The following is a 26,088-nucleotide window of genomic DNA, read 5'->3' as shown; positions in this document are numbered from 1 at the left end:
ATACACCGCGGGCTCCGTTCTTCGCTTCCACTCGCCCTGGGGGACAGGCCCCCCCCCCCCCCCGCGGGGGGGTCCCCCCCCTCGGGGGGGGGGGGGCCCCCCCCCCCCCCCCGCGACGCGTGTGGTCAGGCCCTGCGCGGGTGCTTGATGCGGTGGAGCGGGGTCTGGTGCGGCTCCTCCGCCTCCAGGCGCGGCGGGTCCAGCACCACGTCGCTGAGGATGTCGAACGCCACCGCCACGACGGCGGCGGCGACCATCAGGACCACCCCGGCGACCAGCAGCGGCACCGACCCGCCCAGGACCAGTGCCAGGCCGCCGAGGCCGAAGCCCACCACGGCCAGGGCGACGCAGGCCCACGACGCCGCGCTGCCCCGGTGCCCGTTGGACGGGGCCAGTGAACCGCCCTGGCGCTGGAAGCCCCGGATGCGCCCGTTCCGGTCCTGGTCGTCGCCCGTGGGCCGGTACTGCTCCCACGCGAGTCCCGGATCCTCGTCGTCGCGGGGCCCGAGCACGGTGGGCCGCCGTCCGTGGAGGAACTCGTCCACGGCGTCGTCCGGAGTTCTGGACAACCGGGGAGTTCCGGTGCCGGTCGTCTCTGTGGGCTCACGCTCTCTTCTGGTTCGCATGGTGGTCCCCCTGGGAACACGGTCGCGTTCGGTGGAGTTTCGCCCGAACCGACGGAAAGGGTCGGCCGAAACCACCGCTCTCTCCCTTTGAACTACCCGGAACAATGCGCGACTCTGCACGAATGATCACGAAAAAGGTGGGAACATCCAGGCCCGTCCCGCTCGTTTGTCCAGAGGACGGGAAGCGGTTCCGGGTCCTCTAGGATGTAGGCCCGAGGACCCAGGATTGACCCCTGACCTCCACGGCCAAGGGAAGCGGTCAGCGGGCCTAGATCTGACTCTCCACCCCTCGGTGGAGCCAACCGCGATCTGCGAGGAGCGCATAGGAAGTGCCAGGCATACTCGACAAGCTCCTGCGCGCGGGTGAAGGTAAGATCCTGCGCCGGCTCAAGAAGTTGAAGGACCAGGTCAACGCCCTTGAGGACGACTACGTCGACCTCTCGGACGACGAACTGCGCGACCTGACCAAGGAGTACAAGGAGCGCTACGAGGAGGGGGAGTCCCTCGACGACCTCCTCCCCGAGGCCTTCGCGACCGTCCGTGAGGCGGCCAAGCGCACTCTGGGCCAGCGTCCCTTCGACGTCCAGATCATGGGCGCGGCGGCCCTGCACCTCGGCAACATCGCCGAGATGAAGACCGGTGAGGGCAAGACCCTGACCGGAAGCCTCGCGGTGTACCTGAACGCCCTCGCGGGCAAGGGCGCGCACGTCATCACGACCAACGACTACCTCGCCCGACGCGACGCCCAGAACCTGGGCCGCATCTTCCACTTCCTCGGGCTGGAGGTCGGCGTCGTCGGCCCCCAGATGACCGCCGAGGCGCGCCGCAACGCCTACCTCGCCGACATCACGTACGGAACCAACAACGAGTTCGGTTTCGACTACCTGCGCGACAACATGGCGCTCTCGCTCAAGGACACCGTCCAGCGGGACCACTTCTTCGCCCTGGTCGACGAGGTCGACTCCATCCTCATCGACGAGGCGCGCACCCCGCTGATCATCAGCGGCCCCTCCGAGCAGAACTCGCGCTGGTACGCCGAGTTCGCGAAGATCGCGCCCCGCCTGAAGAAGGACACCGACTACGAGGTCGACGAGAAGAAGCGCACCGTCGGCATCACCGAGTCCGGTGTCGCCAAGGTGGAGGACTGGCTGGGGATCGACAACCTCTACGAGGCCGTCAACACCCCGCTGATCAGCTTCCTCAACAACTCCCTCAAGGCCAAGGAGCTGTACCGCAAGGACAAGGAGTACATCGTCAAGGACGGTGAGGTCCTCATCGTCGACGAGTTCACCGGTCGCGTCCTGGCGGGTCGCCGCTACAACGAGGGCATGCACCAGGCCATCGAGGCCAAGGAGCGCGTCAAGATCAAGGACGAGAACCAGACTCTCGCCAAGGTCACGCTCCAGAACTACTTCCGCCTCTACGAGAAGCTGTCCGGCATGACCGGTACCGCCCAGACCGAGGCGGCGGAGTTCACCCAGACCTACGGCGTCGGCGTGGTCCCCATCCCGACCAACAAGCCGATGGTCCGCGAGGACGTCAAGGACGTCGTCTACAAGCACGAGGACGCCAAGTTCCAGGCCGTGGCCGAGGACATCGCGGAGCGCCACGAGGAGGGGCAGCCCGTCCTGGTCGGTACGACCAGCGTCGAGAAGTCCGAGCTCCTCTCCCGGATGCTCAAGCGCGAGGGCGTCCCGCACGAGGTCCTCAACGCCAAGAACCACGCCCGTGAGGCGTCGATCATCGCCCGTGCGGGCAAGCTCGCCTCCGTCACCGTGGCCACCAACATGGCCGGTCGCGGTACCGACATCATGCTGGGCGGCAACCCCGACTTCCTCGCGGACGAGGAGCTCCAGGCCCGTGGCCTGAGCCCCCTGGAGACCCCGGAGGAGTACGAGGCGGCCTGGCCCGAGGCGCTGGAGAAGGCCACCGCCGAGTTCGAGGCGGAGCACGAGAAGGTCGTCGAGGCCGGTGGTCTCTACGTGCTCGGCACCGAGCGCCACGAGTCCCGCCGTATCGACAACCAGCTCCGGGGCCGTTCCGGCCGTCAGGGTGACCCGGGCATGTCCCGCTTCTACCTGTCGCTCCAGGACGACCTGCTGCGTCTGTTCAACTCCAGTCGTCTGGAGGTGTTCATGAACCAGCTGAACATCCCCGACGACCAGCCGATCGAGTCCGGCATGGTGAGCAAGGCGATCGCCTCCGCCCAGGGCCAGGTCGAGACGCAGAACTTCGAGATCCGCAAGAACGTCCTCAAGTACGACGAGGTCCTCAATCGCCAGCGCAAGGTCATCTACGCCGAGCGCCGCAAGGTGCTGGAGGGCCAGGACCTGCGCGACCAGGTCATCGAGATGCTGGAGGAGGTCCTGCGCGGCTACGTCGTGGAGGAGACCGCCCAGGGCGACCCGGACGACTGGGACCTCGACAAGCTCTGGCGGGCGTTCAAGCAGGTCTACCCGATCAGCTTCACCGTCGACGAGTTCGTCGAGGAGAACGGCGACCTCCAGACCCTGACCGGCGAGCTCATCGCCACCCAGGTGGTCGAGGACGCCAAGGCGGCCTACGACACCCGCGAGGCCGAGCTCGGTGAGGAGGCGATGCGCGAGGTCGAGCGCCGCGTCATCCTCCAGGTCATGGACCGCAAGTGGCGTGAGCACCTCTACGAGATGGACTATCTCCAGGAGGGCATCGGCCTGCGCGCGATGGCCCAGCGCAACCCGCTGATCGAGTTCCAGCGCGAGGGCTTCGACATGTTCCAGCAGATGCTGGAGGCGATCAAGGAGGAGTCGGTCGGCTTCCTCTTCAACGTCGAGGTCCAGGTCCAGAAGAAGGCGGAGCCCGCGCTGACGGCCGCCGCCGCCGCGCAGACCGCCGCCACCGTCGGTGGCTCCTCCGGGGCGACCGCCGTGGCCACGGCCGTGGACGAGGACGTCGAGGCCGCCGGTGCGGACGCTCCCACCGAGGAGGCCGAGGCCGCCGAGGACGTGGTGGTCCCCGGTTTCGGCGAGGACCAGCCGAACAGGCTCCAGTACTCCGCGCCGAGCGAGGACGGCACCGTCGAGCGGCACACCGAGACGGTGGACGACGAGTACGCGGGTACCGCCCGCAACTCGCCGTGCCCCTGCGGCTCCGGCAAGAAGTACAAGAAGTGCCACGGTGACCCCACGGCCCGGTAACGGCTGAGGGACACCAGAGATCACGCGTGTGGGCGCGGCTCCCGAGGGGGCCGCGCCCACACGCGTCAGCGCGTCAGCCGTGCGGCCCCAGGAACGGGCGCAGCTCCAACCACTCGTGGATGGGCCGTCCCCCGGCCCCGGGTGCGGCCGAGAGCTCCCCGGCCAGTTCCAGTGCGCGGTCGTAGGTGTCGACGTCGATCACCATCCAGCCCGCGACGAGGTCCTTGCCCTCGGGAAAGGCGCCGTAGGTGAGGGGCGGTCGTCCCTCACCGTCGTGGCGCACGAAGGTCCCCTCCGGGGCGAGCGCCTGGGAGTCCACGAACTCCCCGGTCTCCCTCAGCCGGTCCGCGAAGTCGTTCATGTACCCCACGTGTGCCGCGACCTCCGCTGGCGTCCACTGGTCCATGGGGACGTCGTTCACTGAGGCCGGGGCGCCCCGGTAGTGCTTGATCATCACGTACTTGGCCATGGTCTCTCCTCTGCGTGGTGCGCCCATTGTGGGTCGCGCCTACGACAGGGCGGAGTCGGGCACGCGTACGCGACCCGGTCGGCCGGATTCCTTTGCCGGAGCCTGGAACACCGACGGGCCCGGGACGAGTGTGTGGGGTGCCCTGGAACACCGAGGGCCCGGCGCCGCGTGCGCGGTACCGGGCCGTGGACGTCCCGTGCGGCCCGAGACCCACGAGAACGGGAGCGGCGGGTCGCGGGGGGAAGGCCGGGGCTCAGGTGGTCTGGGTGACCTTGTTGAGGCCGCGCGGAACGTCGGGGTCGTAGCCCAGGCGCCGGGCGAGGTGCTCGGTGAGCAGCTGGGCGGGGACGATGAGGTTCATCGGCGCGACCCACTCGGGCACGTCCGGGACCGGCACCGACACGTCGCTGGCGGCGGCGAGGGCGGAACCGCCGCCGAAGCCGAACACCGGGGCCCCGGCGGAACGGACCCGCTCCGCGAGGGCGACCGTGCCCTCCAGGGTGGGGCCGCTGGGCGCGGCCACCAGCAGGGCCGGGGTACGCGGGTCCACCACGGCGATGGGCCCGTGCTGGAGGTCCGCGTAGGACAGCCCCATGGCGTGCAGGTAGCAGGCCTCCTTGAGCTTGAGGGCGGCCTCCAGGGCGGTGGAGAAGGCCATGCCGCGACCGGAGATCACCGCGCCCTGCACGGCCACCATCCGCTCCACGATCTCCTCCAGGGAGTCCGTGGGAGCGGCGAGGGTCTCCTCGATCCCGGCGGGCACCAGCTCCAGCTCTCCGGCGTCCAGGTTCGCGCCCAGGCCCAGGGCCAGCACCGCGAGCGCGGCCAGCTGCGTGTTGTACGTCTTCGTGGCGGGGACCGCCAGCTCGTTCCCGGCCCGCGTGACCAGGGCGACGTCGGCCTCCGTGGCCAACGGGGAGTCCGCGCCGTTGGTGACGGCGACGGTCCGGGCGCCGCAGTCGGCGGCCCAGCGCATGGTCTCGACGATCTCCTCCGTCCTGCCGGACTGGGAGATGGCCACAGCGAGGACGTCGGACAGGTCGATCCGCGCGCCGTAGGCGGTGGCGATGGAGGGCGAGCCCAGCGTGGCCAGGCGGCCGGTGTGCGCCTGGAGGAGGTAGCTGCCGTAGACCGCCGCGTTGTCCGAGGAGCCCCGGGCGATGAACAGGACGTGCTTGGTGGCGCGGCCGAGCGCCTCGATCTCCCCGCGCAGGGGCAGCAGTTCGGCGAAGGTCCGGCGCAGGGCCTCGGGCTGTTCGGCGATCTCGGAGAGCATCATGCTCGTGGTGGACATACGGAGCCTTCCGGTGGGGACGTGCGGTCCTGGCCGTACGCCGGGGGCCGCGCTGGTCGCGTGGACGGCCCGGACTACGCCGCTGGCCAGCCACGATGCTGGTTCACTCCGCGTGCCACAAGGAGGATTGACACGCGGGTCGAGCTATGGTCTAGTCCGGACTATACCAGTCAGATCCCGGCATGACCCGGCAAGTGTCACGAGTCCGGGCGGATGCCGCGCTAAGGTCGAACGCCGACCACCGGACCACCCGACCCGCCGACCGAGAAGGCCACTCGCTCCATGCCGATCGACGCCAGCAACCCCCTGCCGAAGTACGTCCAACTCCGCGATCTGCTCCTGGACTGGATCACCGCGGCGGGGCTGGGCGTGGACGACATGGTCCCCTCCGAGCGCGAGCTCAGCTCCACCTACGGCCTCTCCCGCATGACCGTGCGCCAGACCATCGACCTCCTCGTCGCCGAGGGCCGCCTGTACCGGGTCCCGGGCAAGGGCACCTTCGTGGCCCGGCCGAAGATCGAGATGTCCCTGGTCCTGGCCTCCTTCAGCGAGGACATGCGGGCCCGGGGCTTCGAGCCGGGCGCGCGCGAGCTGATCCGTCAGGTCATCCCGGCCAGCGGCCACACCGCGCGCATGCTCGACATCGCCCCCCGCACCCTCGTCCACCACATCGAACGCATGCGTACGGCGGACGACGAGCCCATGGCGGTCGAGCGCTCCAACATCCCGGCGGCCATGGTGCCCGGCCTGGAGGACCACGATCTGGCCGAACGATCTCTCTATGAGGTCCTGGAAAACGAGTTCGACATCCTGTTGGATTCCGGTGAGCAGACCATCGAGGCCGGGATCTGCGACTCGGCCGACTCCCGTCTCCTTGGCCTACCCGCCGGAAGCCCGGTGCTGATCATGCAGCGCCGCAGCTTCGCCAAGGGACAGTGCGTGGAACTCGCCCTGTCCACCTACCGTGCCGACCGCTACCAGCTGCACTCCCGCCTGGACCCGCGGAGGCACGGAGACTGACGTCTCGCGCCCTCGGGGCGCGCGTCCGAGAGGGAGGACCCCCCACCATGTCGGACCCCACCCCCGCGAAGAAGGCCCCCGCCGAACCCGGGGACCCCCCGCGCAAACGCTCCTCCGCCGCGTTGGCCGTGCTCCAGAGGCTCGGCCGGAGCCTGATGATGCCCATCGCGGTCCTGCCCGCCGCCGCGATCCTGCTCCGCCTCGGACAGGACGACCTCCTCGGAGCGGACGGCCTGGCCGGGATCGACGGGATGGGCTGGATGCAGCCGGTCTCGGGTGCCGTGGGCACCGCCGGTGAGGCGATCTTCGAGGCCCTGCCGCTGCTGTTCGCGATCGGTGTCGCGATCGGCTTCGCCCGGCGCGCGGACGGCTCGACCGCCCTGGCCGCCGTGGTCGGCTACCTGGTGTTCGACCGCGTGGCCACCTGGACGATGGTCACCTTCGACGGCCCGGCCGGGGACATCGGGTCGCGGCTCGTCACCTATCCGCTCGCGACCGATCCGGTGACCCGTGAACCGGTCGCGGACCCGGAGGCGGTCAACGCCGTCCTCCCGATGATCAACCACGCCGTCAAGAACCCCACCGACGTGCTCGGCGGGATCGTGGTGGGCCTGGTGGCCGCCGTGCTGTGGCAGCGCTACCACCGGATCAAGCTGCCCACCTGGCTCGGCTTCTTCGGGGGCCGCCGCTTCGTCCCCATCGTCACCGCCCTGGCCGGTCTGGGCATGGGCGTGGTGCTGGGCCTGGTCTGGCCGATCGTCGGCATGTGGATCCAGAACCTGGGCGAGGCCCTCATCGGCGCGGGAGCCCTCGGAGCCGGGATCTACGGGGTCGTCAACCGCATCCTGCTGCCGCTGGGCCTGCACCACGTGGTGAACTCGTTCGTCTGGTTCGTCTCGGGCACCTACACCGACGAGAGCGGCGTGGTCTCGCACGGGGAGATCACGCGCTACTTCGCCGGTGACCCGGAGGCGGGCACGATGCTGTCCGGCTTCTTCCCGGTGCTCATGTTCGGTCTCCCGGGAGCGGCGCTCGCGATGTGGCTGACCGCGTCCAGGGCCAGACGCGCGCAGATCGGTTCCATCATGATTCCGGCCGCGCTGACCGCCTTCGTCACGGGCATCACCGAGCCGGTGGAGTTCGCCTTCATCTTCGTGGCGCCGGTGCTCTTCGCGGTCCACATCCTGCTCACCGGCGTCTCGCTGGCGTTGATGAACCTGCTGGACGTCCAACTGGGCTTCGGGTTCTCGGCGGGGCTGATCGACCTGCTGCTGAACGCGACGAAGAGCAACACCGAGGGGCTCGGCGTGCTGTTGCTGTTCGGCACGTTCTACTTCCTGGTCTACTTCGGGATCTTCTACGTCCTGATCAGCAGGTTCAACTTCCCCACCCCCGGACGCGAGCCCGACCCCGACGAGCCCGGAGGGACGCCGCACACGGCCCCGGCCACGGCGGACGGCACGGCCGAGGCCGGACCGGACGCCCCGAGCGGCGGGGATCCCGGCCGCTCCGGCTGAGCCCGGCGCCCCCGGCGACGATCGACCACCGTGCCGACCCTGGCGTGTGAGGCACACCACCTCTAAGCTCGGCTCAGACCCCCCGGGTCACGTGATCCCGGGTAGAGCACGGAGGGCACATGTCGGACAAGGCAACGGCGATCGTCGCCGGTTTGGGCGGCGCGGCCAACATCGAGGACATCGAGGCCTGCATCACTCGGCTGCGCACCGAGGTCAGTGATCCCGCTCTGGTCCGGGAGGCGGACCTCCGGGCGGCGGGCGCGCACGGCGTCCTGGTCTCGGGCAACGTGGTCCAGGTCGTGGTGGGCCCGGAGGCGGACTCCCTCACCGACGACATCCAGGACCTGCTGGAATAGGGGTTCGGCAAAGTCGGGCCTTTGTACTCTTTTGGCCGCCCCTTTTCCGGGTTAAGTCCCCCTCCCAGGGAAGACCTCCTCCATGTCAGACCTGAACGGTGCGCTGCGCGTACTCTCGCCCGTCGCCGGAACCGCCATGTCCCTGGACACGGTCCCCGATCCGGTGTTCTCCCAGAGCATGGTCGGCCCCGGTGTGGCCGTCCACCCCGAACCGGGACAGGAGGGCGGCCAGGAGTCCGAACACGAGGCGGTCGCCCCGATCGCCGGGACCCTCGTCAAGCTCCACCCGCACGCCTACGTGGTCATGGCCGCCGACAACAGACGCGGTGTCCTCGTCCACCTGGGCATCGACACCGTGCAGCTCGCGGGGGAGGGGTTCACCCTCCTGGCCGAGGAGGGCACGGAGGTGGCGGCGGGCACACCGGTGATCCGCTGGTCGCCCGGCGCGGTCGCCGCCGCCGGTCGACCCTCGGTCGTGCCGGTGGTGGCCCTGGACGCCCAGCCGGGCGGCCTCGCGGACCTGGCCGCGGGAGCGGTCGAGCCGGGGGAGGTCCTGTTCGTCTGGGAGTGAGCCCCCGCCCCCCGCCACGGCGGGGTGTGTCCTGCCCGCTCCGGCGAACGGGTAGTCTCCGGCCGCAACCAGCGATCCGGCGGAGATGAAGTCCCTTATGAGATCGTCCGTGCCACGCGCCCTGGCCCCGGCCTGCGTGGCCCTCACCCTGATCACCACAGCCTGCACCACACCCGAGGAGGTGGACACCTCGCCCGAGAACGACCCCAGTGCGGAGGCCACGGCCGAGCCCTTCGAGCCGGTCCTTGCCCCGCAGCTGCTCGCCGAGATGGACCTGGACGACAAGATCGGCCAGCTCCTGGTCCTGACCGCGCAGGGCACCACGGCCGCCGACAACGCCGCCCAGATCGAGGCGCACAGGCCCGGCGGCGTCATCTACTTCGACGCCAACCTGAACGACGCCGAGCAGATCGCGCGGATGTCGGCGGGGATGCAGGACCAAGCGGCCGAGGTCGGTCAGGGGGTGCCCCTGTTCGTCAGCATCGACCAGGAACAGGGCCTCGTGGTGCGCATGCCCGTGGGCACCCTGTTCCCCGATGCCATGGCTGTCGGTGCCACCCGTGACACCGACCTCGCCGCGCTGCGGGCGTCGACCACGGCGGACGAGCTCCTCGCGGTCGGCGTCAACATGAACTACGCGCCCGACGCCGACGTCAACACCGACCCCAACAACCCGGTCATCGGTATCCGCTCCTTCGGCTCCGACCCGGAACTGGTGTCGGAGATGGTGCTGGCCGAGTCCGACGCCTACTCCGAGCACGGCGTCGTGCCGGTCATCAAGCACTTCCCCGGACACGGCGACACCGACGTCGACAGCCACACGGGGCTGCCCGTGATCGACCTGCCCCGGGACCGCTGGGAGGCCGAGCACCTGCCGCCGTTCCGGGCCGCCGTGGACGCGGGCGTGGACGCCATCATGACCGCGCACGTGCTCATGCCGCAGCTGGACCCGGGCGAGGACCCGGCCACCCTGTCGCCGGTGATCATCGACGAGATCCTGCGCGGCGAGCTCGGCTACGACGGGGTGGTCACCACCGACGCCCTCAACATGGAGGGCGTGCGCCAGACCCACGACGACGGCGAGGTCGCCGTCCGCGTGGTGGAGGCGGGGGTGGACCAGCTCCTCATGCCGCCGGACCCCGGAGCCGCCGTGGCGGCGATCCGGGAGGCGGTCGAGAGCGGACGCCTCACCGAGGAGCGCATCGACCAGTCCGTGCTGCGCGTCCTCACACTCAAGGAGAAGCGCGGCGTCCTGGAACGCGAGTCCGCCGACCCGGCCCAGGCCGACGCGGCCATGGAGAACCCCGAGCACGCCGAGGCGGCCCAGCGGGTGGCCGACGCCTCGGTCACCCTGGTCCGGAACGAGGCGGACCTCCTACCGCTGGACGCGGGCACGCGCGTGCGCGTCCAGGGTGAGGGCGCCGACCGGATCGCCCCGGCGCTGACCGACGCCGGACTGGAGGTCGTGGACGGCGGCGAGGACGTGCTGGTGGTCGGCACCCGGAACGCGCGGGGCTCCGAGGAGCAGCGCGGGATGGTGGCCGCGGGGCGCTCCCAGGGCACCCCGGTGGTCGTGGTCGCCCAGGGCGGCCCCTACGACCTGGAGGCCTTCCCGGACGTCGACGCCTACCTGGCCCTGTACTCGGCGGTCGAGGTCTCCCGGGTGGCTGCCGCCCGGGTGATCGCCGGAGAGGTCGACCCCTCCGGGACACTGCCGGTGGACATCCCCGGTGCCGACGTGGCCTCCGGAACCGGACTCGGCTACTGACGCCACCGGGTCGCCACCGGGTGACGCGCGGTTGAACCGGACGGGGAACGGGAAGAACCCGGTCCCCGTCCGGCTCCGTCGGCTCCGCACAGGTCCGGGCGGGTGGTCCCCATGGCGATCACCGAAGGAGGCGACCGGATGAACGGCACCCGACGAGGGGTCATCTCCGACTGGGGCGGTGTACTCACCCCACCCCTGCCCGAGGGAATCCGGGCCTGGCTCAGGTCCGACCGCATCGACATCGAGCACTACCACGAGGTCATGCGTCCGTACTTCGACGACAGCGTGCCGGACAACCCCGTGCACGCCCTGGAACGCGGCGAGATCGAGACCCACCTGTTCGAACGCGACCTCGCCGCCCTGCTGCGCTCCACCCACGGCGCCCCGGTACGGGCGCAGGGTCTGATCGAGCGCATGTTCGCGCACTTCGACCCGGTCGACGGCATGTACGAGACCCTGCGTTCGGCCCGGGGGAGCGGACACGCGACCGCGCTGCTGTCCAACTCCTGGGGCAACGGATACCCGCGTGACCACTTCGCGGCCACCTTCGACACGGTGGTGATCTCCGGCGAGGTGGGCATGCGCAAGCCCGAGGAGCGCATCTACCTGCTCACCTGCGAGCAGCTGGGCCTGGAGCCCGAGGACTGCGTGTTCATCGACGACCTGGCGCACAACATCGAGACCGCCGAGTCCCTGGGGATGACCGGGATCCTGCACACGGACGTGGAGAGCACCCGTCGGGCGCTGTCCCGCTTCCTGGCCCCGGAGGACGACCACCAGCGGCAGCCGGTCTGACCTCGTCGGGTTCTTTGGGAAACTCGTAGGGACCCGATCCCGCCTGGAGAGCCCATGTACGTCTTCCTGCCCAGTACCGTCCCCGCGCTCGCGGCCCTGCTCGACCGGGGTCGACTGGAGGGGGAGGCCCTCCCGGCCTTCACCGCCGACGCCGGTCCCGACGGGGACCCCGAGGAGGCCGAGTACGACGCCATGTACGCGGCGGCCGAGGCCTCCCTGCGCATGCTGTCCGAGGACCCCGGGGCGCCCCGCCGCCGCGTGGTCCTCGCCGCCGAGATGCCCGACGCCGCCGTGGAGCACGAGGCTCGCCACGCGGACGGGGTCGCCCGCGTCACCGTCCGGGGCGGCGTGCCCTACAAGAAGCTCCGGTCCGCGCACCTGGATGACACCGACGCGGCGGACGACATCGCCGAGGCCGCGGCCGAGCCGGCCTCCGAAGCCGCCGAGGACCACGAGCTCATGTGGTTCGCGGTCCAGGAGATCCGCTACCTGGTCGAGGAGTCCCAGACGTAGCAGTACGCGGGTACCCCGGGGGATCCGTCGAAGGCGTGCGTGATCGCGCCCAGACGCTCCCAGCCCAGGCGTTCGTACAGGCGGGTGGCGGCCCGGTCCTTGGCCATCACGTCCAGCACCAGGGCCGAGCCGTGCAGGCGGGCGTGGTCCATCACCGCGCGGGTGAGGGACTCGCCCACGCCCCGGCCGCGCGCCCCGGGGCTCACGAACAGGCGGGAGAGCACCGTCGCCTCGTCGCGGGCGCGTCCGGTCCGTTCGCTCCACAGCGCGACCGCGTCCGCGCCCTCGGGTTCGGCCAGACTCACCTGCCCTAGAATCGCGCCGTCGTGCTCGGCCACCCAGGAGCGGAGGAACCCCGGGTCGGTCAGCCAGGCCCTTGGGTGTGCCACCCCCTCCACCGGGTAGCCGTCGTGGGCGTGCACCCGGACGAGGAGGTCGCCCAAGGGGGCGAGGTCCGCCTCGGTCCGCTCCCGGACCCGCACTCGGTCACTCATCCGTCTCCTCCACCGCCATGTCGTAGTCCAGCGCCGCCAGGTCCGCCCGCATGACGAAGCGTGTCACCTCGAAGGGGCGGCCCGCCTGGTCGATCCCGGTGTGCAGCACTTCCAGAACCGGAACTCCGGTGGGCAGATTGAGTCCGCGCGACTCCTCGGGAGACGGCATACGAGCGGTGACCTCCTCACGGCTCCTGGTGATTCGGTGCCCGCGCTCCTCGAAACGGGCGTACAGGCTGCCCTTGCCCAGGTTCGCCGAGGTCGCCAGGGGGGTCCCCTCGGCGATGGGCCAGGGCACGTACGTGATCCCCATCTGCACAGGGTGTTCAGACGCACCGTCCGACGCGTAGTACCAGTTCTCCCTGCGGACCACGTCCGGTGCCTCGGCGGACAGTCCCAGCCTTTCGGTGATCTCCGTAGGAGCGATGACGCGCTCGATGGACACGCAGTCCACACGGGGGATCAGGCCCTGCTTCGCGAGTTCCGCGCGGTAGGGGGAGAGCCCCGTCCCCTCCCGCAGACGTCGGGAGTACCGCTCGGCCCCGAACCGGAGTGCCTTCCGTCGTTCCCGTACGAACACGCCGGAACCGTGCCGACGGTCGACCAGTCCCTCCTCCGCGAGAATACGGACCGCCTCACGGGCGGTGTTACGGGCGGTTCCGTGCGTCTGTGCGAGATCGCGTTCGGAGGGCAGCTTTTCCCCAGGGAGAAGGTCTCCGTCCTGAATTGCCGTGCGCAGGTGATCGGCAATTCTTCTGCTGGGGGGTGGTTGCTCTTCGCGCTCCTCAGAAGTCATGCGGACATCCTACGCAAGTGGTTTGAGCCAGTACCTTGACTGGCTTAAGCCACCCGTGCTCAGATGGTGCTGAGCGTCGCCATGGGATGACTCGGAGTCGATCTCCGTTGGGGGCGCCGTTCGGGATTCCCCTGGTGGGCGAGGGACGTGTCCCCTCGCGCACCCCCTGGATCGGGAGCTGTGATGGCCGAGGTCAAATGTGGTGCCTGCCGTGGTGAGGGAAGCTTCGTCATCACCAGTGACGGACAGAAGAAGGGTTGGGGGCAGGACAAGGAAGTGGTGACCTGCCAGGACTGCGGAGGCACGGGGACGGTTCATAAGTGACGGACCTCCAACGGATGCACTCTGACCTCGTACGCGGGCTGGACACGTCCGAGACGGTGCGTGCGGCCTTCGCCGACCATCCCCGGCACCGGTTCATCCCTGACCTGGTCTGGCCCGACATCCAGGGGCTACCGCTCATCCGTTCGGCCGACCCCGCCCGGTGGGCCGCCTACGTCTACGGCGATGACGCGGTGGTCACCCAGGCCAACGACGGAGGCAGCGGAGCCGTCAACCACCCCTCCTCTTCCTCGTCCGCCCCACAACTCATGGCTGACATGATCGCCGCAGCCCGGATCGAGCCCGGCATGCGCGTACTCGAAATCGGCACCGGGACCGGGTGGAACGCAGCGGTCCTCGCCTCCCTTGTCGGACCCACCGGCCACGTCACCACCATCGAAATCGACCCCAAGGTGGCCCGACGAGCCCAGCGGAACCTGGAGGGCACTGAGGTGACGGTGGTCCATGGCGCGGAGCTGCCGGAAGAGGGTGCCTACGACGCCGTCATCGCCACCTGCTCGGTAAGTCGAGTGCCCGTCTCCTGGCTCGACGGACTGGAGCCGGACGGGCTGGTCGTGGTTCCCTGGGGGCCGCGTTCGGACTCGCACGCCAGTCCGGTCGCCGCTCTGCGGAAGGCCGGACCGAAGAGCGCTGCCGGACCGTTCGTGTGCGAGGCGTTCTTCATGCGGGACCGTACCCGGAGGGTCCCCCGGGGTGAGTTCCCCGGGATGGGACGCGAGTCGGAAGGTACCCGAGTCCTGCCCTTCACCGTGGAGGACCTGACTGAGGATGATCGCGTCACCCGGTTCATGCTCATGCTTCCCGGGGTCCGTATCGGGATAGGAATGCGCCCGTTCGGCGGAGGAGTGGGACCCATCGTCTACCTCGGCGCCCCGGACGGCTCCTGGGCCTACCTGTGGCCGGACGGCGCCGCCCACGGCGGAGGCCCCACGGATCTGGTGGAGCGCCTGCGCGTGGCCCACGATCTTCTGGCAGGGGAGGGCTGGCCCGCTCTGATGGAGTTCTCCCTGGAAGCCGACCTCGGCGCCGGGGTGTGCCGGGTCCGAGCCCCCTTTGGCGAGTGGGAGCACGCCGTGTAGGGGTGGAACTACGGGTTGGAGACCGGGTCGGCATGGACGCTGAGCGTGTCCGGCCGTGCGGATGGGCGGCGCCGCGTTGCGAGGACGGCGCCGCCCAACGGCACGGAAGGGGCTCTAGCGGACGCGGTAGCTCACCCGCCTCGTCTCGACGACACTCGCCCCTTCGGGAAGACCGCCCTCGTCGTCGCCCTCCAGGAGGACACGCATCCAGATGTCGCTGTCCTTCCGGTAGGGGTTCAGCCGGTCGAGCCGCTCCCAGAAGCTGTGCCCGATCGCGACGCAGGAGCACGCGCAGGTCTGCGTGTTGTAGCTCGGAGCCAGCGGTGAGATTCGCCCCGCCAGCGAGATCCCGTTCTCGTCGGGCTCACCGCCCCGGATGATCTGGATGACCTCGGTGTACAGCTCGACATCAGGCACGAAGGTTGACGCCATGGAGTCAGCTCCCTACGTAGAGGAGGCGACACCCGGTATGGGTGTCCCGCTGACTCCAGTATGAACTTGTGCAAAGTCAAGTTCAAGCAGTCTTCTTGATTCTGTTCAAGTTATTCTCGTATTGAAGGTCGGGACTACGATCGAGACACCCCCTAGAAGGAGGATTCGTGACAGGAACAGGCCATGCTCCAGGCGTGCGGCGCCGCAGACTGTCCGCTGCCCTGCGGAGGTTGCGGGCCGAAGCCGGTCTCTCCTCGCCTGAGGTGGCCAAGGAACTTGGCTGGTCCCCCACTAAAGTCACTCGTGCTGAGCGCAACGAGTGGCGACGTCCGGCCGTGAAGGACGTGGAGGCGATCCTTACGCTCTATGGGGTGAAGGGGGAGGAGCGGGCGCATCTTCTCAGTCTGACTGAGGAAGCTCGCGGGCGCAGCGATTGGCACAAGTACGCTGACCTCTTCACTGGGCCGCTGCCTGACCTGGAGGCCGAGGCGGTCCGAATCCGCTCGTACGAGGCCTTGCTGATCCCTGGGCTACTCCAAACTCCCGACTATGCTGCGGCGATCTTCGAGTCCAGTCAGATCGTTCCGCCGGAAAATACCCAGCGCAAGGTGGAGTCTCGAATGGCCCGCCGAAGCGTCCTCGATGCTCCCAACGGGCCCCGATTCGTCTCTGTCATCGACGAAGCTGCTCTACGCAGGGTGGTCGGATCACCCAAGGTGATGGTGGAACAGTTGTGTTTTCTGGCGGGGATGGCCGCGCACTACAAGGTAACCGTGCTGGTGCTGCCGTTCGAGTCGGGAGCTCACCCGGCAGTTGAAGGGGCCTTCGCACTGCTTGACTTCCCCAGCCCGGAACCGGGGATCGTCAGCATCTCCACAGGGGCGGAATCCCTGTACGTGGAAGACGAGGCGTACGTGGATAGGCATACGCTGATCTTCGACGGCATCCACAACCTGGCCTTGGATCCCAAGAAGTCTCTCGACCTCATCGAATCCATCGCCGCCGAATACGACAAGCGAGCCTGATCATGCTTCTGGAGTTCCGCAAGTCCTCCTACTCCGGGCACCAGGACAACTGCGTTGAGGTCGCGCCCATCCTCACCTTCCGCAAGTCCTCCTACTCATCCGGCGGGGACAACTGCGTCGAGGTAGCCCAGGTCGCTCCAGCCTTCCGCAAGTCCTCCCACTCCTCCTCCCAGGAAAACTGCGTCGAGGTCGCTGACCTGCCCACCGGTGCGGCCATCCGTGACTCCAAGAACCCCGACCACGGCTTCCTGCCGATCGGGGCCGCCGAGTGGACCGCCTTCGCACAGCTGATCGCCGCCCGCCCCTCGCACCTCTGAGGTGCCCGTGTCCGCGTCCCGGCCCTGCCACGGGCTGGGACGCCGTCGGGTGTGCCTCGCGCGTCACTCCTGGCCCGGGACAAGATTCCTTGCCCCCGATGCCCGCTCGGATCACGAACGGTGGGCGTCGCCTCTGCGGGGCTGCGTCGGGCTCAGCCCCCGCCGTCGCCCCCTCCGTCCCCACCGTCTCCGCTGCTGCCCGTGCCACCGCCACCGCCGCCACCACCGCTCCCGCCGTCGGAGTCCCAGTCCAGCCACGCGTTGAGGGCGGCGAACGCCACCACCGTCCCCGAGGCGAGCAGGATCAGGGGAACGAGCGCGGAACCGTCGCCGTCCAACACCCTGCCCAGGAGCCCCCCGCCGAGGTAGGCCACGACGACCATCCCGCCGATCAGACCTGCTGTCAGGGCGAGCACGTCCTTGCCGTCCACGGGGCCTCCAGGGGGCGCGGGGACCATCACGGTACGCCTCGGAAGGAGCGGGAACGGGGGAGTGGCCCCATCCGGCCACCAGCCGAGACGCCGTTTGCCCCGCGTGTCACTCCTGGCCCGGGACGGGGGCACCTCTCTCCACCGAACCCTGGTTGATCGTGACGAACCCGCCCTCCGGCAGGCACTCTCCGGGCAGGTCGGGGACCTCGTCCAGCTCGGAGGCGTCCGTGTGGGAGCCCCCGCTGGTGAAGGAGTCACCGTCCACCAACTCACCCACCTCCGGAACGGTGACCCCGGCCTGCCCTCCCGTGTTCAGGGGCTCCACGTCGCTCGGCCAGATCGGCGTCAGCACCTCCCCGGGTTCCCCGGTCTCGGCGTCGATCGTGCGCACCAGGAGGCAACCGTGTTCCGGCACGTACTCCAGGGTCAGGACGAGGAGCATGTCCGGACCGAACGAGAGGTCGTGGACGACGACGCGGGGATCGTCGCCGACGACCGCCGTCCCGTCGCGGGGCGGGCCGCCGGGGGAGCAGGCGGTCAGAACCACCGCCGTCGCGGCGAGCAGTGAGAGCTTCCGGAATCCGGTCATGGAACCTTCCTTCGGGGGAGGGGTACGTCCGCTCACGGGCGTCCGCGTGGATGGGACGCGGCGGGTCCCCCGGCCGCTCCGGCGGTGGCCGGGTGCGGACTCCGTTTCCTCCCTGAATCGCCCATCCGGCACAATGGTGGCGTCCCCGAACCCCGACGCCGAGGAGTCAGCCATCAGCCGCCTGGTGCTATGGAACATCGACCTCACCCTCCTCGACGTGGGACAGGTGATGCGGGCCGCCTACGCCGAGGCCTTCGAGAAGGTCACGGGCGAGCCGCTGGTCTACCTGACCTCGGCCTCGGGCCGCACCGACTCCGAGATGTTCTTCGAGTTCTGCGCCCGCAACTACGTCGAGCTCGAACCCGACACCGAGGTCCTGGGCGACTTCCTCGCCGCCCTGGAGGCCTCCTTCGCCTCCCGCCACGAACAGCTCCTGGCCAAGGGCCGGGTCATGCCCGGCGCCGCCGCCTCCCTCGCCGCCGTGGCCGCGCTGCCGGACACCGTGCAGACCGTGGTGAGCGGCAGCACCCGGGCCAACGCCATCGCCAAGCTGGTGGCCTTCGGCCTGGACACCCACCTCAACCTCGCGGTGGGCGGGTTCGGCTCCGTCAACTACCCCAAGTCCAGCCTGATCCAGTCCATCAGGCTGCACGCCTCCGGTGAGGGCGGCCGGGCCTACGCCGAGGACGAGACGGTGTTCGTCACCGGCTCCGCCCCGGACGTGCGCGCGGCCCTGATCGGCGGCGCGATCCCCGTCGCGGTGCTCAACGGGTCCACGACCGAGGGGCAGCTACGGGACGCCGGAGCGCAGATCGTGCTCCCGGACCTGAGCGATCCCCGGGCCGTGATGACCGCCGTCCACCAGGCCACGACGCGGTGACCGCACCGGGCACACGGCTCCTCCGGTGTCCGCCGCAATCCAGGTCTTACAGTGCGTAACCGTGCTGTAACGGTGTTGGTCCTGTTCTCGTGCGCGAAAAGCAGTAGCCTGGGGTCGGTCCCCACTGAGTGGGGGCCGTGCAGAGGCCGGGACAACGACGTCCCGACCTCGTTTGACGCCACCTGTGCGCACAGGTACCAACCCAACCAACGCCCTCGTGGGATCCTTGCGGCCCAAGGACCTCACGAGAATTCACAAGCCAGCCACAGAAGTTCACAGGTCGCTTGACGAGCCACACACGTCACATGACCGGGTGTCCACTTCCGCGCTCGTGCGACGTTGCTCACAAAGGAGTGAGAGATCCCTATGTCCGGGCAATCCGACGTCATCCTCCAGAAGCTGCTCAAGGACGCGGCCTCCCGGTGGAGTCCGGGGGACCGACTGAGCCCCGAGGCCGCCGACGCGGTCCGCGCCTTCCTTCCCCTCTACTACCGGCACACGGACCCCGAGGAGATCAGCGGGCGCAGCCCCGAGCAGATCTGCGGGACCGCCGAGGTCCACCACGCCTTCGGAGCCGAGCGTGCGCCGGGCCGGGCCAAGGTCCGCGTCCACACGCCGACGCTCGAACGGGACGGCTGGGAACAGCAGACCAGCATCGTCGAGATCGTCACGGACAACGCGCCCTTCCTCGTCTCCTCCGTGACCATGGCCCTCAGCGACCTGGGCGCCGGAGTGCGGCTGATCATCCACCCGCAGATGACCGTCGGCCGTGACCTGTCCGGCCGCCTCATGGAGATCGACCCGGAGATCGGCGGCGAGGGCCTCCTGCCCGTCGACGAGTCGTGGATGCACATCGAGATCGACCGGCAGAGCGACCCCGAGCGCGTCAAGGAGATCACCACCCGGCTGGAGCGCGTCCTCAACGACGTCCGCTACGCCGACGAGGACTCCGCCAAGATGAGCGACCGGGTCATCCGGATCGCCGACGAGCTCTCCGCCTACCCGGACCGCCTGGTCGCCGGCGGCGTCGACCCCCGCGAGATCGGGGAGAGCGTCGACTTCCTGCGCTGGATCGCCTCGCGCCACTTCACCTTCCTCGGCTACCGCGAGTACGCCCTGGTGACCGACGAGAACGGCGACGACTCCCTGCGCCCCGAGCCCGGCAGCGGCCTGGGCATCCTGCGCATGGACCCGTCCGCCTCCACCCGGTTCTCGGCGCTGCCCCCGGAGATCCGCGGCAAGGCCCGCGAGCCCTACCTGCTGGTGCTCACCAAGGCCAACTCCCGCGCCACCGTCTACCGGCCCAAGTACCTGGACTACATCAGCGTCAAGAAGTTCGACGCCCAGGGCAACATCGTCGGGGAGCGCCGCTTCCTCGGCCTGTTCTCGTCCCAGGCCAACACCAGCAGCATCGCGCAGATCCCGATCCTGCGCCGCAAGCAGGCCGAGGTCCTGGCCCTGGCCGGGTTCGAGGCCGACAGCTACGACGGCAAGGACCTGATCGAGCTCCTGGAGACCTTCCCGCGCGAGGAACTCCTCCAGATCCCCGTGGGCGAGCTCTACAGCATCGTGCGCGGCGTGCTGCGGCTCCGCGACCGGCGCGGCACCAAGCTGTTCATGCGCCGCGACCCGTACGGCGGCCGCTACATGTCCTGCTTCGTGTACATGCCGCGTGACGAGTACAGCACCCAGGTGCGCCTCGACATCCAGAAGGTCCTGGCCGACGCCTTCCACGGCGCCACCATGGACCACAACGTGATGATCGGCGCCGCCCCGCTGGCCCGCCTCTACCTGGTGGCCCGCGCCCAGAGCGGACAGACCCTCGCGGACATCGACCAGGTCGAGCTGGAGGAGAAGGTCCGCCAGGCGGCCCGCTCCTGGGACGCCGACTTCGACGACGCGCTCGTCGACGAGTTCGGCCCCACCCGCGCCACCACGCTCAAGGAGCGCTACGGCCCCGGGCTCACCGAGGCCTACAAGATCGACAACGACCCCAGGGTCGCCGCCCGGGACATCCTCCGCATCGAGGAGCTGCTCCAGCGCACCTCCGACGAGGACCGCGAGGGCGAGTTCTCCGCCAGCCTCCACCAGCCCGAGGGCGCCGCCCCCGGGACCTGGCGCTTCCGCCTGGCCCGGATCGGTCAGCCCATCTCGCTCTCCCAGGTCCTGCCGGTCCTGGAACACCTGGGCGTGGAGGTCGTCGACGAACTGCCCTACGACATCACCGTCGGCGGGGTGGGCCGGGTCTGGATCTACGACTTCGGCCTGGGCCCGCTGGAGGCCTCCGACCTCTCCCCGGGCCGTCTCAAGGCCCTCTTCGAGGACGCCTTCGACGCCTCCTGGCGCGACCTCGGTGAGTCCGACCGGTTCAACGCCCTGGTCGTGCGCGCCGGACTCGACTGGCGTCAGCTCACCGTGCTGCGCGCCTACGCCAAGTACCTGCGCCAGACCGGATCGACCTTCACCCCCGACTACCTGGCCGACGTCCTCGTCGCCAACGTCGGGATCGCCAACCTGCTCGTGGAGCTCTTCGAGGCCCGCTTCGACCCCGACCAGCCCGACGAGGGCCGCGCCGAGCGCGGCGACGTGATCGTCGGCAAGATCGAGAGCGAGCTGGACGGTGTGGCCAGCCTGGACCACGACCGCATCCTGCGCTCGTTCCTCGCGGTCATCCAGGCCACCCTGCGCACCAACCACTACCAGGGCGGCGCCGAGGGGCGCCCCTACCTGGTGCTCAAGCTCAACCCGCAGGAGATCCCGGACCTGCCCCACCCGCGGCCCCGGTTCGAGATGTACGTGTACTCGCCGCGCGTCGAGGGCGTCCACCTGCGCTTCGGCTCCGTCGCCCGCGGCGGCCTGCGCTGGTCGGACCGGTTCGAGGACTTCCGCACGGAGATCCTCGGCCTGGTCAAGGCGCAGATGGTCAAGAACTCCGTCATCGTGCCGAGCGGCGCCAAGGGCGGGTTCGTCTGCAAGCGCCTGCCCGCCGGCGGAGGCCGCGAGGAGGTCATGGCCGAGGTCGTGTCCTGCTACAAGCAGTTCATCAGCGGTCTGCTGGACGTCACCGACAACCTGGTCGACGGCCGGGTCGTGCACCCCGAGCGCACCGTGCTGCACGACGGCGACGACTCCTACCTGGTGGTCGCCGCCGACAAGGGCACCGCGACCTTCTCCGACACCGCCAACGCGATCTCCGAGGAACGCGGCTTCTGGCTGGGCGACGCCTTCGCCAGCGGCGGCTCCGTGGGCTACGACCACAAGGCCATGGGCATCACCGCCCGGGGCGCGTGGGAGTCGGTGAAGTACAACTTCCGCGAGATGGGCGTCAACGTCCAGGAGCAGCCCTTCACCGTCGTCGGCATCGGTGACATGTCCGGTGACGTCTTCGGCAACGGCATGCTGCTGTCCCGCAAGATCAAGCTCGTGGCCGCCTTCGACCACCGGCACGTGTTCCTCGACCCGAACCCGGACCCGGCCGTCTCGTGGACCGAGCGCGAGCGCCTGTTCCGCCTGCCGCGCAGCACCTGGGAGAGCTACGACCCGTCGCTGATCTCCGAGGGCGGCGGCGTGTACCCGCGCACCGCGAAGTCCGTCCCGATCACCCCGCAGGTCCGCGAGGTCCTGGGGATCGACGAGGGCGTCACGGCGCTCACCCCGGACGAGCTCATCCGGTGCGTGCTCACCTCGCCGGTGGACCTGCTGTGGAACGGCGGGATCGGCACCTACGTCAAGGCCAGCGGCCAGACCCACGCGGACGCGGGCGACAAGGCCAACGACCAGGTGCGGGTGGACGCCACCGAGCTGCGCGTGAAGGTGGTCGGTGAGGGCGGCAACCTGGGCCTGACCCAGCCCGCCCGTATCGAGTTCGCCCGGGAGGGCGGCCGGGTCAACAGTGACTTCATCGACAACTCCGCCGGTGTGGACACCTCCGACCACGAGGTCAACATCAAGATCATGCTCGACCGCGAGGTGCGGTCCGGCGAGATGGCCAAGGCCGACCGCGACCAGCTGTTCATCGACATGACCGACGAGGTCGCGTCGCTGGTCCTGGACAACAACTACTCCCAGAACGCCGTCCTGGCGGCCGCGCGCAAGCAGACCCACGAGATGCTGCACGTCCACGGCCGCTACATGCGTCACCTGGAGCGCACCAAGGTCCTCAAGCGCAAGCAGGAGGACCTGCCCTCCGACAAGGCGATCGCCGAGCGCCGTGCCCAGGGCAAGGGGCTGACCGGCCCCGAGTTCGCCACGCTGCTCTCCTACACCAAGATCAGCCTCAAGGAGCAGATCGGGCTGTCCGACCTGGCCGACGACCCGTACCTGGCGTCGACCCTGACGGACTACTTCCCGACTCCGCTGCGGCTGGACCGCTTCGCCGCCGGTGTGCAGTCGCACCCGCTGCGCCGCGAGATCATCGTCAACCAGGTGACCAACCAGATGGTCAACCGGTCGGGCACGACCTTCGCGTTCCGCCTCAACGAGGAGCTGGGCTCCAGCGCCGCGGACATCACCCGCGCCTACCTGGTCACGCAGGAGATCCTGGGCCTGCGCCAGTACTGGGGCGAGATCGAGGAGCTGGACCACGAGATCTCCGTGGACAGCCAGCTGGTGCTGCTGCTGGAGATCCGCAAGCTGGCCGAGCGCTCCGCCCGGTGGCTGCTGCGCAACCGGACCTTCCCGTTCGACCTCGCCAGCGAGATCGGCTTCTTCGCGGAGGGCGTGGGCGAGGTGCTGCCGCAGCTCCGGGAGCTGCTGCGCGGACGCGACCTGGAGGCCTTCGAGGAGCGCCGCGACCGGTACACCTCGCTGGGCGTGCCCGAGGACCTCGCGGAGCGCGTCGCCGTGATGGTCCCGGCCTACTCCACTCTGGACCTGGTGGAGATCGCGCACCGCACCGGCCAGCCGGCCGACCGGGTCGCCAGCCTCTACTTCGAGCTGGCCGACCGGTTCAACATCAGCTGGTGGCGTGAGCGGATCATCGACCTGCCCCGGGACGACCGCTGGGGCACGATGGCGCGTTCGGCGCTGCGCGACGACCTGTACTCGGCGCACGCGGACCTCACCAACCGGGTGCTGGAGTCCGGCGGCGAGGGCTCCAACGAGGAGCTGATCGCCACCTGGGCCGAGCAGAACGAGGACTCGGTGCAGCGCGCCGGGATCACGCTCTCGGAGATCCAGGAGAACGAGCGCTTCGACCTGGCCACCCTCTCGGTGGCCCTGCGGTCGATCCGCTCGCTGGTCGACTAGCCGACCGAGCACGGAGGGGCGTCCGGACGACCGGGCGCCCCTCCGGCGTGTCCGGGCCCGTGCCCGCCCCGGGACCCGAACCGTGACGGCGGCCTCTCCGGGCGGGGTCGGCGGGCACGAGTGGGGGGCGCCCTCCCGCTGGGACCTACACTGGGTCCCGTGGCAGAACTGGACCCAGCAGAGAAAATCAAGGAACTCGCGGCGACCCTGGCGAGTGTGACCGCCGTGTTGGACCTGGAGGCGATGCAGACCCAGATCGCCGAACTGCGCGAGCAGTCCGCGGACCCCGAACTGTGGGCCGACCAGGCCAACGCGCAGAAGGTGACGCGCCAGCTCTCCAGCCTGGAGTCCATGGTCAACAAGGTCAACGGCATCGGGCAGCGCCTCGACGACCTCGGGGTGCTCTACGAGCTCGCCGAGGCCGAGGACGACCCCGACACCAGGGCCGAGGCCGACCGTGAGCTCGAACAGCTCCGCAAGGAGATCGGTGAGCTGGAGGTGCGCACGCTCCTCAACGGGCCGCACGACGAGAGCGAAGCGATCGTCACCATCAACTCCCAGGCCGGCGGCGTCGACGCGGCCGACTGGGCGCAGATGCTCCAGCGCATGTACCTGCGCTGGGCGGAGCGGCACGGCTACCCCACGGACGTCTACGAGACCTCCTACGCGGAGGAGGCGGGCATCAAGTCCACCTCGTTCGCGGTCAAGGCCCCCTTCGCCTACGGCACCCTGCGGGGCGAGCACGGCACCCACCGGCTGGTGCGCATCTCGCCGTTCGACAACCAGAACCGGCGCCAGACGTCGTTCGCGGGCGTGGACGTCGTCCCGATGGTGGAGCAGAGCGACCACATCGAGATCGACGAGACCGAGCTGCGGGTGGACGTGTACCGCTCCAGTGGTCCCGGCGGTCAGGGCGTCAACACCACCGACTCCGCCGTGCGCATCACCCACATGCCCACGGGCATCGTGGTCTCCTGCCAGAACGAGCGCTCGCAGTTGCAGAACAAGGCGACCGCGATGTCGATGCTCCAGGCCAAGCTCCTCGCCCGCAAGCGCGAGGAGGAGCAGGCCGCGCTGGACGAGATCCGCGGTGACTCGGTGAGCAGCTGGGGAACCCAGATGCGCAACTACGTCCTGCACCCGTACCAGAGCGTGAAGGACGTGCGCACCGGCGCCGAGACCGGCAACACCTCCGGCGTCCTCGACGGCGAGATCGACGCGTTCATCGACGCCGAGATCCGCTGGATGCGCAGCCGGGAGAAGAACGAGCAGAACTGACCCGTGGCGTCCCCGCCCGAGCGGCGGGGACACGCCCGGTCGCACGAGTGGAACCAGGAGGGGTGGAACCCGCCCCGTAGCCCGCCGGTGACGCGCACGACTCCGCAGTTTTACCGAAACTGCTATATGTGAACGTTATCATCGGTTGACACCTCCGATATGCTCGTGGCTGTTGTCCGATAGTGCTCTGATCTCCACAGATCTCTCGGGTGCGACAGGACCTGGACAATCCGGGCCCCTGCCCCCTCTAAACTGTCGGTGGCCATGCGGCCGGTACGATCCCGCGCGGAGCTCAGTCCGCCGGGTGCCCATACCTTCGAGAGCCTTGTGATGCGCCTGTGATCCACTTCGATAACGTCACCAAGCTGTACCCAACTCAGAAGCGCCCCGCGCTCGACGGTGTTTCCATCGACGTGGACAAGAGCGAGTTCGTCTTCCTGGTCGGCCCGTCCGGCTCCGGCAAGTCGACCTTCCTCAGGCTGGTGCTCAAGGAGGAGAAGCCCAACGAGGGACGGGTGCACGTCGCGGGCAAGGACCTCGCGCGCCTGTCCAACTGGAAGGTCCCGCACCTGCGCCGCCGCATCGGCTGCGTCTTCCAGGACTTCCGCCTGCTGCCGAACAAGAACGTCTTCGAGAACGTCGCCTTCGCCCTGGAGGTCATCGGCAAGCCCCGGCGGTTCATCAAGAAGGTCGTCCCCGAGGTCGTCGAACTCGTGGGGCTCGAAGGCAAGGCCGGGCGTATGCCCGGGGAACTCTCCGGTGGTGAGCAGCAGCGCGTGGCCATCGCCCGCGCCTTCGTCAACCGCCCGCAGATCCTGCTGGCCGACGAGCCCACCGGAAACATCGACCCGGCGACCTCCATCGGCATCATGAAGGTGCTGGACCGAATCAACCGCACGGGCACGACCGTCGTCATGGCGACGCACGACGCCGCCATCGTCGACTCGATGCGCAAGCGCGTGATCGAGCTTGAAGAGGGCTTGGTGGTGCGCGACCAGACGCGCGGCGTCTACGGCCAGGCGTACTGACCCCTGGCACGCTCGTCGCCGGGCGGTCGGCGACCGCGAGACCAC

The 26,088-nt window shown here is 69.4% G+C and carries 23 protein-coding genes and 1 pseudogene; 15 read left to right on the top strand and 9 right to left on the bottom strand.

Annotated elements, in window-relative coordinates; genetic code table 11:
- Positions 1 to 125: 125 nt before the first annotated feature.
- Entirely contained in the window at positions 126 to 569 is a 444-nt protein-coding gene (locus ACFW3L_RS21775) for a hypothetical protein (RefSeq protein ID WP_378743289.1), read from the bottom strand.
- Positions 570 to 955: 386 nt separating this feature from the next.
- Here ACFW3L_RS21775 and secA point away from each other — a divergent pair, with 386 nt between their 5' ends.
- Positions 956 to 3,802 (top strand): preprotein translocase subunit SecA, encoded by a 2,847-nt coding sequence (secA, locus tag ACFW3L_RS21770; RefSeq protein WP_017542472.1) that lies wholly within the window; start codon positions 956 to 958, stop codon positions 3,800 to 3,802.
- A 73-nt stretch (positions 3,803 to 3,875) separates the two neighbouring features.
- Here secA and ACFW3L_RS21765 read toward each other — a convergent pair whose 3' ends face one another.
- Both ACFW3L_RS21765 and ACFW3L_RS21760 read right to left on the bottom strand, forming a co-directional pair.
- Positions 3,876 to 4,271 (bottom strand): YciI family protein, encoded by a 396-nt coding sequence (locus ACFW3L_RS21765; RefSeq protein WP_378743286.1) that lies wholly within the window; start codon positions 4,269 to 4,271, stop codon positions 3,876 to 3,878.
- A gap of 253 nt (positions 4,272 to 4,524) precedes the next feature.
- Positions 4,525 to 5,565 carry an SIS domain-containing protein gene (locus ACFW3L_RS21760; RefSeq protein WP_017542474.1) on the bottom strand — a complete coding sequence of 347 codons (1,041 nt, stop codon included), beginning with the start codon at positions 5,563 to 5,565 and terminating at the stop codon, positions 4,525 to 4,527.
- A 282-nt stretch (positions 5,566 to 5,847) separates the two neighbouring features.
- Here ACFW3L_RS21760 and ACFW3L_RS21755 point away from each other — a divergent pair, with 282 nt between their 5' ends.
- From ACFW3L_RS21755 to ACFW3L_RS21725, 7 genes are all read left to right on the top strand, one after another.
- Positions 5,848 to 6,585: a GntR family transcriptional regulator gene (locus ACFW3L_RS21755; RefSeq protein WP_378743284.1), complete on the top strand. Its 738-nt coding sequence runs from the start codon at positions 5,848 to 5,850 to the stop codon at positions 6,583 to 6,585.
- A 47-nt stretch (positions 6,586 to 6,632) separates the two neighbouring features.
- A complete protein-coding gene (locus tag ACFW3L_RS21750; RefSeq protein WP_378743282.1) occupies positions 6,633 to 8,102 on the top strand; it encodes a PTS transporter subunit EIIC in 1,470 nt (489 codons plus the stop codon).
- A 119-nt stretch (positions 8,103 to 8,221) separates the two neighbouring features.
- Positions 8,222 to 8,458 (top strand): glucose PTS transporter subunit EIIB, encoded by a 237-nt coding sequence (locus tag ACFW3L_RS21745; protein WP_110049939.1) that lies wholly within the window; start codon positions 8,222 to 8,224, stop codon positions 8,456 to 8,458.
- A gap of 82 nt (positions 8,459 to 8,540) precedes the next feature.
- The gene (locus ACFW3L_RS21740) at positions 8,541 to 9,029 is read left to right on the top strand and encodes a PTS glucose transporter subunit IIA (RefSeq protein ID WP_017542478.1); all 489 of its coding nucleotides are present in this window, start codon (positions 8,541 to 8,543) and stop codon (positions 9,027 to 9,029) included.
- Between the two features lie 97 nt (positions 9,030 to 9,126).
- Positions 9,127 to 10,797: a glycoside hydrolase family 3 protein gene (locus tag ACFW3L_RS21735; protein WP_017542479.1), complete on the top strand. Its 1,671-nt coding sequence runs from the start codon at positions 9,127 to 9,129 to the stop codon at positions 10,795 to 10,797.
- A 138-nt stretch (positions 10,798 to 10,935) separates the two neighbouring features.
- The gene (locus ACFW3L_RS21730; protein WP_017542480.1) at positions 10,936 to 11,592 is read left to right on the top strand and encodes an HAD family phosphatase; all 657 of its coding nucleotides are present in this window, start codon (positions 10,936 to 10,938) and stop codon (positions 11,590 to 11,592) included.
- A 54-nt stretch (positions 11,593 to 11,646) separates the two neighbouring features.
- Entirely contained in the window at positions 11,647 to 12,105 is a 459-nt protein-coding gene (locus ACFW3L_RS21725; protein ID WP_378743279.1) for a DUF6912 family protein, read from the top strand.
- On the opposite strand, the gene ACFW3L_RS21720 is transcribed toward ACFW3L_RS21725, so the two are convergent.
- The 3 genes and pseudogenes from ACFW3L_RS21720 to ACFW3L_RS21710 all read right to left on the bottom strand — a co-directional run.
- On the bottom strand, positions 12,078 to 12,599 hold the full coding sequence (locus ACFW3L_RS21720; RefSeq protein WP_378743277.1) for a GNAT family N-acetyltransferase: 522 nt from the start codon (positions 12,597 to 12,599) through the stop codon (positions 12,078 to 12,080). The two genes, ACFW3L_RS21725 and ACFW3L_RS21720, sit on opposite strands and share 28 nt — an antisense overlap.
- Entirely contained in the window at positions 12,592 to 13,179 is a 588-nt protein-coding gene (locus tag ACFW3L_RS21715) for a UTRA domain-containing protein (RefSeq protein WP_378743297.1), read from the bottom strand. The genes ACFW3L_RS21720 and ACFW3L_RS21715 overlap by 8 nt, the downstream gene beginning before the upstream one ends.
- A 3-nt stretch (positions 13,180 to 13,182) precedes the next feature.
- Positions 13,183 to 13,395: pseudogene (locus ACFW3L_RS21710) on the bottom strand (winged helix-turn-helix domain-containing protein); the annotation flags it as partial.
- Between the two features lie 338 nt (positions 13,396 to 13,733).
- On the opposite strand from ACFW3L_RS21710, the gene ACFW3L_RS21705 reads away from it, so the two are divergent.
- Complete coding sequence (locus ACFW3L_RS21705) at positions 13,734 to 14,816, top strand: methyltransferase domain-containing protein (RefSeq protein WP_378743275.1); 1,083 nt, start codon at positions 13,734 to 13,736, stop codon at positions 14,814 to 14,816.
- A 114-nt stretch (positions 14,817 to 14,930) separates the two neighbouring features.
- Here the strand turns inward: ACFW3L_RS21705 and ACFW3L_RS21700 are convergent, their stop codons facing one another.
- A complete protein-coding gene (locus ACFW3L_RS21700) occupies positions 14,931 to 15,248 on the bottom strand; it encodes a hypothetical protein (RefSeq protein ID WP_017542484.1) in 318 nt (105 codons plus the stop codon).
- A gap of 209 nt (positions 15,249 to 15,457) precedes the next feature.
- Between ACFW3L_RS21700 and ACFW3L_RS21695 the strand changes: the two genes are divergently transcribed.
- Both ACFW3L_RS21695 and ACFW3L_RS21690 read left to right on the top strand, forming a co-directional pair.
- The gene (locus tag ACFW3L_RS21695) at positions 15,458 to 16,273 is read left to right on the top strand and encodes a helix-turn-helix domain-containing protein (RefSeq protein WP_378743295.1); all 816 of its coding nucleotides are present in this window, start codon (positions 15,458 to 15,460) and stop codon (positions 16,271 to 16,273) included.
- Positions 16,274 to 16,275: 2 nt separating this feature from the next.
- Positions 16,276 to 16,590, top strand: coding sequence for a DUF397 domain-containing protein (locus ACFW3L_RS21690; RefSeq protein ID WP_378743273.1), 315 nt, complete (start codon positions 16,276 to 16,278; stop codon positions 16,588 to 16,590).
- A gap of 152 nt (positions 16,591 to 16,742) precedes the next feature.
- Here ACFW3L_RS21690 and ACFW3L_RS21685 read toward each other — a convergent pair whose 3' ends face one another.
- Together ACFW3L_RS21685 and ACFW3L_RS21680 are read right to left on the bottom strand one after the other, a co-directional pair.
- Positions 16,743 to 17,021 (bottom strand): hypothetical protein, encoded by a 279-nt coding sequence (locus ACFW3L_RS21685; protein WP_378743271.1) that lies wholly within the window; start codon positions 17,019 to 17,021, stop codon positions 16,743 to 16,745.
- 106 nt (positions 17,022 to 17,127) lie between these two features.
- Complete coding sequence (locus ACFW3L_RS21680; RefSeq protein ID WP_017542488.1) at positions 17,128 to 17,610, bottom strand: hypothetical protein; 483 nt, start codon at positions 17,608 to 17,610, stop codon at positions 17,128 to 17,130.
- A gap of 133 nt (positions 17,611 to 17,743) precedes the next feature.
- Between ACFW3L_RS21680 and ACFW3L_RS21675 the strand changes: the two genes are divergently transcribed.
- The 4 genes from ACFW3L_RS21675 to ftsE all read left to right on the top strand — a co-directional run bounded on the left by ACFW3L_RS21675 (position 17,744) and on the right by ftsE (position 26,043).
- Positions 17,744 to 18,490: an HAD family hydrolase gene (locus ACFW3L_RS21675; RefSeq protein ID WP_017542489.1), complete on the top strand. Its 747-nt coding sequence runs from the start codon at positions 17,744 to 17,746 to the stop codon at positions 18,488 to 18,490.
- A gap of 366 nt (positions 18,491 to 18,856) precedes the next feature.
- Positions 18,857 to 23,737, top strand: coding sequence for an NAD-glutamate dehydrogenase (locus ACFW3L_RS21670; RefSeq protein ID WP_378743269.1), 4,881 nt, complete (start codon positions 18,857 to 18,859; stop codon positions 23,735 to 23,737).
- 159 nt (positions 23,738 to 23,896) lie between these two features.
- Positions 23,897 to 25,015 (top strand): peptide chain release factor 2, encoded by a 1,119-nt coding sequence (gene prfB / locus ACFW3L_RS21665; RefSeq protein ID WP_378743267.1) that lies wholly within the window; start codon positions 23,897 to 23,899, stop codon positions 25,013 to 25,015.
- Positions 25,016 to 25,353: 338 nt separating this feature from the next.
- Positions 25,354 to 26,043 carry a cell division ATP-binding protein FtsE gene (gene ftsE / locus ACFW3L_RS21660; protein WP_017542492.1) on the top strand — a complete coding sequence of 230 codons (690 nt, stop codon included), beginning with the start codon at positions 25,354 to 25,356 and terminating at the stop codon, positions 26,041 to 26,043.
- Positions 26,044 to 26,088 lie beyond the last annotated feature (45 nt).

The organism is Nocardiopsis sp. NPDC058789 (assembly GCF_042745575.1).
GTDB classification, from domain to species: Bacteria; Actinomycetota; Actinomycetes; order Streptosporangiales; family Streptosporangiaceae; genus Nocardiopsis; species Nocardiopsis eucommiae.
This window is presented reverse-complemented; position numbering and strand designations above follow the sequence as displayed.